Source organism: Streptococcus sp. KR (assembly GCF_002238115.1).
In the GTDB taxonomy this organism is placed as follows: domain Bacteria; phylum Bacillota; class Bacilli; order Lactobacillales; family Streptococcaceae; genus Streptococcus.
Genome location: NZ_NGVM01000034.1, coordinates 1 through 6,101 on the forward strand (window position 1 = coordinate 1; position 6,101 = coordinate 6,101).

8 protein-coding genes and 5 tRNA genes are annotated in these 6,101 nt (G+C 34.3%); 6 read left to right on the forward strand and 7 right to left on the reverse strand.

Annotation, left to right across the window (positions count from 1 at the left end; all coding sequences use genetic code 11):
- Positions 1–213: 213 nt before the first annotated feature.
- Positions 214–612 (reverse strand): hypothetical protein, encoded by a 399-nt coding sequence (locus CBI42_RS13020; RefSeq protein WP_009732039.1) that lies wholly within the window; start codon positions 610–612, stop codon positions 214–216.
- A gap of 172 nt (positions 613–784) precedes the next feature.
- Here CBI42_RS13020 and CBI42_RS10200 point away from each other — a divergent pair, with 172 nt between their 5' ends.
- Positions 785–1,111 carry a DMT family transporter gene (locus CBI42_RS10200; RefSeq protein ID WP_009732038.1) on the forward strand — a complete coding sequence of 109 codons (327 nt, stop codon included), beginning with the start codon at positions 785–787 and terminating at the stop codon, positions 1,109–1,111.
- A 163-nt stretch (positions 1,112–1,274) separates the two neighbouring features.
- On the opposite strand, the gene CBI42_RS10205 is transcribed toward CBI42_RS10200, so the two are convergent.
- Complete coding sequence (locus tag CBI42_RS10205) at positions 1,275–1,721, reverse strand: helix-turn-helix transcriptional regulator (protein WP_000287814.1); 447 nt, start codon at positions 1,719–1,721, stop codon at positions 1,275–1,277.
- 319 nt (positions 1,722–2,040) lie between these two features.
- On the opposite strand from CBI42_RS10205, the gene CBI42_RS10210 reads away from it, so the two are divergent.
- From CBI42_RS10210 to CBI42_RS10230, 5 genes are read left to right on the forward strand one after another with little or no spacing between them, the layout of a single operon-like run.
- On the forward strand, positions 2,041–2,514 hold the full coding sequence (locus CBI42_RS10210) for a hypothetical protein (RefSeq protein WP_049502267.1): 474 nt from the start codon (positions 2,041–2,043) through the stop codon (positions 2,512–2,514).
- A 40-nt stretch (positions 2,515–2,554) separates the two neighbouring features.
- Positions 2,555–3,751 carry a replication initiation factor domain-containing protein gene (locus CBI42_RS10215; protein ID WP_045616578.1) on the forward strand — a complete coding sequence of 399 codons (1,197 nt, stop codon included), beginning with the start codon at positions 2,555–2,557 and terminating at the stop codon, positions 3,749–3,751.
- A gap of 2 nt (positions 3,752–3,753) precedes the next feature.
- Complete coding sequence (locus tag CBI42_RS10220; protein WP_001096843.1) at positions 3,754–4,140, forward strand: hypothetical protein; 387 nt, start codon at positions 3,754–3,756, stop codon at positions 4,138–4,140.
- Between the two features lie 59 nt (positions 4,141–4,199).
- A complete protein-coding gene (locus CBI42_RS10225) occupies positions 4,200–4,394 on the forward strand; it encodes a DUF3173 domain-containing protein (protein ID WP_000598356.1) in 195 nt (64 codons plus the stop codon).
- A gap of 3 nt (positions 4,395–4,397) precedes the next feature.
- Positions 4,398–5,531, forward strand: a complete 1,134-nt coding sequence (locus CBI42_RS10230; RefSeq protein ID WP_009732034.1) for a tyrosine-type recombinase/integrase — start codon at positions 4,398–4,400, stop codon at positions 5,529–5,531.
- A gap of 85 nt (positions 5,532–5,616) precedes the next feature.
- On the opposite strand, the gene CBI42_RS10235 is transcribed toward CBI42_RS10230, so the two are convergent.
- The 5 genes from CBI42_RS10235 to CBI42_RS10255 form a co-directional block, all read right to left on the reverse strand.
- A tRNA-Leu gene (locus CBI42_RS10235) sits at positions 5,617–5,700 on the reverse strand.
- 9 nt (positions 5,701–5,709) lie between these two features.
- Positions 5,710–5,781, reverse strand: a tRNA-Gln gene (locus CBI42_RS10240).
- Between the two features lie 13 nt (positions 5,782–5,794).
- A tRNA-His gene (locus tag CBI42_RS10245) sits at positions 5,795–5,867 on the reverse strand.
- Between the two features lie 14 nt (positions 5,868–5,881).
- Positions 5,882–5,952: transfer RNA gene (locus tag CBI42_RS10250), tRNA-Trp, on the reverse strand.
- A 4-nt stretch (positions 5,953–5,956) separates the two neighbouring features.
- Positions 5,957–6,037, reverse strand: a tRNA-Tyr gene (locus CBI42_RS10255).
- Positions 6,038–6,101 lie beyond the last annotated feature (64 nt).

The following is a 6,101-nucleotide window of genomic DNA, read 5'->3' on the forward strand; positions in this document are numbered from 1 at the left end:
ATACTATACCGGCGGCCGGGGTCGAACCGGCACGTCCTTGCGGACACTGGATTTTGAGTCTAATATTATTAGTTTTAAATCTCAGAAATATTGATTTTATAAGCTTTTTTTCCATAATATTTTTTAAAACTTAGTATCACTTCCAAAGTTTAGATACTTTTTAGTAACTATAAAATGCTAGAAAGTATACTCCTTATTAAAAAGAGTTTTGGACTAGTTTTGTGCAATTTTATTACCCATATCCGTAATAAGAGAGGCTAAATTAATTGCCTTTAATGATTGTAGAAATTGGTTGTGAATATCATTAGACACATAACCAGCTAGCAAAATATGCTCAGCCATGTCATATTGCTTAATCAAGAGAATCTTATCATGTTTTTCATTAAATAAAATCGCACTAATTGCTGTATTAAAGACTGGAAAACGAAAACTCGCACATTGTGAACAATAAGGAATATCTCCCTCATCTTTTAAAAATTTTTTCTCCAAAGGATGCCCACATTCGGGACAACAAGTCATTGTTTTGTCAAATATAGAAACCTCTTTTTTAAAGTTCTTAAAAGTAATTTTACCAGTAAAATCGAGACCACGCAAGACATTGAAATAAATCAAGACTTTTTTTAAAATTTATCTTATGATATAATAAACTTATCAGCTATTGGTTCTGAAAAAGTGTCTGCCACAGTTTTACTACAAATTCTCATGACTTGTGCCAAGATTTATAAAAAACGGATAGCTATAATAGCTCTTAGAGCAAAAACATGACATATAGGAGGTTAAAGACATGTCATACTTTTATCTTTTTATCGCCATTGTAGGAGAGATATTGGGAACTAACCTTTTGAAATTATCAGACGGTTTTACAAAGCCTATTCCAACCGTTTCTGCCCTACTTAGCTATGGCGTTTGTTTCTATTTCCTCTCACTAGCAATGCAAAAAATTCCTTTAGGAATAGCTTATGCAACATGGTCAGCTGTCGGTTTAGTTTTGACAGCCTCTATCGCAGTAATGATTTTCAAAGAAACACTAAATGTTTATAGCATTATCGGTTTAATTTTGATTATCATTGGTGTTGTCATGGTTAACTTATTAGGAAATGCAGGACATTAATAAAACCGGCTCTATACTATTTGTAGTGGGTAAATCCCCTATGGATATTATGGAGCCTATTTTGTTGTAGAAAAAAAGTTCCATAAGAACTATAATGAAAAGCTAGAATTCTGTCAATATTTTGGACACATTTTGGGAGGGAATTTTGAAGACTAGCGTCCTCCTAATTTTCCCAATAAGTTTTAACTTCTTCAAAAATCTTATTCAAAAGTTCTGCATCTTTTTCTGACAACTGATTTTTTTCTATAACTCTATCTTTTAGTTCTGTTGCCTTTATTTTATTTCTTGCCACCGAAACTGCTATTGAATGTTTCAAAATATCAAACTCATCCTTTGAAAAGTTTGCAATATTGGTAAGATCTAATTGTTCTAGAGGTAAACTACTGATAATTGAATAAGGTTTTTGTCCCAGCAAATAATCTGTAGTAGTCCCAAAGATATTTGCTAATTTCACAACGAATTCTAATCCTGGTTCTAACGTTCCATTCTCCCACCGAGAATATGTCCCTTGTTGAACTCCAATTAATTCCGATATTTGTACTTGAGTTAACTTTTTTGATTTTCTGAGAGTTTTTAACCTCTCTGAAAATTTATAATCCTCTGTATACATAATTCTCCTATAGATATTCTTATTCGTATATTTTAGCTTGACAAAATATTCTAAACGGTATAAAATAGAATTATTCCATAAGGAATATTTATTTTGAGATTGAATATTCCATTGAGAATATTATAGCATAAAAGGAGGTAAAAGCGTATGTAACTAGTAGTCGATTTAAAAAATTTTAATAAAGGAGGTAGGATTCGACAAAATAAAAAATCTTGAAACAAATGTGCCGTTCGTTCCAAGATCAAAACATATTATGTAACAATTATACCACAGAAAACTCTTCAGTTGCACAAGAAAATTTCGGAGGTTTCACAAAAAGATGACCAATAAAGAGTTAGTCAATCAAATTTCTGGCCTAAACTCTACCTCTACTCTTAAAAATTGGATTCAACTGATTAGAGAGATAAGTGGCAAGGAATTTAAGAAAATTAAAATTCCTATCAGTAGAAATCCAAGAACTCATCAATTAAGTTATACAGTTGCCTATGACTTTACAGACGAAGACCTTAGACAATTTCAAAAGTTAGCTAACCTAAAACTTGAAATAGGTCTCAAAGAGGCTATACAAGCCGTATTTGGGAGTCTAGCAGATAATGAGCAAGAATCCCTAAACCAAGTAATAGATGAGCTCTACGATGAACTGAGCGCCTTGAAACAGGAATTTAAACGAGAAATACGACTGATAAAAATTGAGAATTCCAACCTAAAAAAGAAAATCCAAGATATTGAAGAGTCGATGCAAACCGGCTTACTAGGGTTTGTTAACAAGAGGTCAAAAAATAGGTTCGGCTAATAGCGAGTTTTCGGCTGAGCCATGAGGCAGAAAGCCGAAAATGAGCGTAGATGCGGACGGACCATTTTTGACCGATAGGGTGTGTAGTAACACCACCCTCTGCAAGTTAGGTGTACCATCGAAAGAATTCAGTATTTCCAAGGGTTTCGGAGATTTTAAGGGTGGCAAAATTAAGCAAAAAGTTGAATCAAAATCTATGGCAAAAAATGAACATTTACGTTCTGTATTTGACTGGATTCAAATTCAGTTTGATAAGACTGAATTTTCGCCAAGAGAAATAATCGAAGACATTCTATTTCTTGACTATGACCTATTTATTGAGAATAAAGGGAGCCTTAAATACTATAACTATGATAGCCAGCTTCATTATGGGAATATCCGTATCTACTATGGAGCGAAAGAGTCGTCCTACATGCTTGTCATGTCAGGACAGGCACTCGAGTTCTATAGAGATATGGTATTAGATCCAAATAGTCTGTCCGAAAGACAGTTTTTGAACAACCTCTACTACAATTACAATCATTTTTCAGTAAGACGAATTGATATTGCAATAGATGATTTTAATGAAACACCCTATTTCACTCCTAATCAGCTTCTAAAGATTTGTCAGAAGAAACGCTTTATATATGGAAAAAGCACCTACTACAATACCTACGGAGATGAAACAATCGGCCAGACCTTATATTTGAGAAAACCCAATGATGACGAAAGACTTAGAATTTACGATAAACGCTTAGAACGAGCTGAGAAGCTCGGTATCAGCAAGCGGTATATAGAAAATTGGATAAGAACTGAGTTAGAACTTAGGAAAGAAAAAGCTCACTACTTCATTCAAGAATGGTTGCATTCAGAAATAGATCTTCTCAACTTTACCAAGGGATATCTCAAAGAAAAAGTGAGGTTCTATAGTGATAGCTATTTCTCAAAACCTTTGAGATCTTGGGAAAAGTTTTTAGGCCATTCAAAACCCGTCTCTATCATTATTTCAAAATCAAAAACAGAACTAGAACAAAAATTAGAATGGTTTACCTATAAAGGTTCAGGAGCTATTCTAAAAGCGTATAAATTTCTATACGACAATAACTTACTGCATGAGTATGAGAAAGCTAACTATCTCGCACTCAACAATATGGAATATCCACCAGATTTAGCAAGTGGATTAATAGAAAGAGCAATACTCTTTAAACGAGAGGATTTGATCCCTACAATCAAAGAAAATATTAAAAGGAGAAATTAACTATGGCAAAAATGCTTTCACAAAATGACTGGAATTTTAATAACATTGGAACAAAATTTGAATTGGATGAAGTCATTCCAAAATTTGAAACGGAAGTCCGAGCAGATGCAAACGGAGAAATTATCAAAAACCGAGATGGTAGCGAAAGACGTTTTAATACCGATAAAATCATTGGTTGGAAATACAATGTAACAATCAAGGATGGACAATTCAAAAAGAAATCAACCCAAGTCTCAGTAGACAATCCAGATGCCTTGGTTGATAATGACTATATCCAAGCAATGGATGAAGTACCAGTTACATTTGACAATTTACAAGCTACTATGATTAGCACGACAATGTATTACAAGGCTGATGCTATCCATTTAGTAGATGTAAAACAAAAATAAGTAAAATACAAGGGGAGTTAATCCTCCCCTTAGTTAATCTAATTAGAAAAGGAGATCACATGATTAAAACTGTAACAAAAGATGACCTTATCGAACTTGGATTTGCTCCAGGAACTGCAAGAAAGATTATCCATACCGGCAAATTACTATTAGTGAATCGTGGTTTTAACATCTACGATAACAAAAGGATTGGTACAATTCCAGCCAGTGTCGCAGAAGAACTATTAGGAATTGAACTCCAGAAAGAAGCGTAGCTTATGGCTTTACGTAAAAGTAGAGACGGAACTTGGATTGTTGATGTTTCCAATGGTATAAATCCAATATCTCTAAAACAACGTAGAATTGTAAGAAAAGGATTCAAAACTAAAAAAGAAGCATTGGAGGCCGAACAATACTTACGAAGTGTCGAACTTAAAGAAAAAAGTTTCAACTCAAAAATATCAATTGATATCCTTTATGATCTCTTAAAAGAAGAGGATAGAATAAACAACAGAAAACAAAGCTATATAGATACACAAGAAAACAACTATAACAGGCATATAAAAAACTATTTTGAAAAAGTTGATGATGTAGCTAAATTAACTTATGAAGATATCTATCAATTCAGAGAACATCTAAGAGATAAAAATACTCAAAACTCAGAAAAGAAGCTAAGTCCAAACACTATTAATAAAATTATAATTTTACTAAAGAAAATTCTGGATGTTGGATTAAGAAAGGGATTTTACAAGGAACATCCCGTAGGATTACTGAAAAAATTACCCATAGAAAAAGTAAAATTAAATTTCTGGACAGTAAAAGAATTTAAGCATTTCTTAACACTATTTAGCAACGATGAATACAATATAAAATTACTATTCACAGTTCTATTTTTTACTGGTCTAAGACTCGGAGAAGCTCTTGCTCTAACGTGGAAGGACATAGAGTTTTCTACAAATACAATCCATGTAAGTAAATCAATATACGTTAAAAAAGGTGAAGAACACATTAGTAGTACAAAGACAAAAGCTGGAACCCGAAGAATCATCATGAACACCAAACTAGTGGAGACACTAGAAGAATGGAGGCAAACACAGCATGAAAGATTAAAAGAATTTACAACCAACCTAGATGATCTACAGATATTTCAAAATAGCCCGATTACGATAACTAAGGATTCAATCGAAAAACAATATAAAAAAATATTACAAAGAGATAGTTCTTTAAAAAAAATAAGAATTCATGACTTCAGGCATTCACATGCTTCCCTACTAATAAACCAAGGAGAAGATTATCTTGTCGTAAAAGAAAGATTAGGACATGCTTCTATAACTACAACAATAGATACATACTCTCATTTGTATCCAAGCAAGCAACAAAAATTAGCGGATAAATTAGATGATTTGTTATAAAACTAGTAATTTTAAGTAACTCAGCGTTACAAATTCAACAAATAAAAGAAAAAGACAAGGTCCGAAAACCTTGTCTTTAATACTATACCGGCGGCCGGGGTCGAACCGGCACGTCCTTGCGGACACTGGATTTTGAGTCCAGCGCGTCTGCCAATTCCGCCACGCCGGCAAATAGTAACTGGGGTAGCTGGATTCGAACCAACGCATGAGGGAGTCAAAGTCCCTTGCCTTACCGCTTGGCTATACCCCAATAATATAAAATAGGCGAGTGATGGGGATCGAACCCACGCATGCCAGAGCCACAATCTGGTGTGTTAACCACTTCACCACACCCGCCATAATTCTATTAACACGGGCAGTAGGAATTGAACCCACACTGAAGGTTTTGGAGACCTTAGTTCTACCTTTAAACTATGCCCGTAAAATGGAAGGGGAGGGATTCGAACCCCCGAACCCGAAGGAGCGGATTTACAGTCCGCCGCGTTTAGCCTCTTCGCTACCCTTCCAAAATATATAAATGGCGCGAGACGGAATCGAACCGCCGACACATGGAGCTTCAATCCATTGCTC

Coding starts and splice junctions, on each gene's coding strand:
- CBI42_RS10220 (WP_001096843.1), top strand. CDS start 3,754: ATGGCAAAAATGCTTTCACAAAATGACTGGAATTTTAATAACATTGGA.
- CBI42_RS10205 (WP_000287814.1), bottom strand. CDS start 1,721: ATGTATACAGAGGATTATAAATTTTCAGAGAGGTTAAAAACTCTCAGA.
- CBI42_RS10230 (WP_009732034.1), top strand. CDS start 4,398: ATGGCTTTACGTAAAAGTAGAGACGGAACTTGGATTGTTGATGTTTCC.
- CBI42_RS10200 (WP_009732038.1), top strand. CDS start 785: ATGTCATACTTTTATCTTTTTATCGCCATTGTAGGAGAGATATTGGGA.
- CBI42_RS10225 (WP_000598356.1), top strand. CDS start 4,200: ATGATTAAAACTGTAACAAAAGATGACCTTATCGAACTTGGATTTGCT.
- CBI42_RS10210 (WP_049502267.1), top strand. CDS start 2,041: ATGACCAATAAAGAGTTAGTCAATCAAATTTCTGGCCTAAACTCTACC.
- CBI42_RS10215 (WP_045616578.1), top strand. CDS start 2,555: ATGAGCGTAGATGCGGACGGACCATTTTTGACCGATAGGGTGTGTAGT.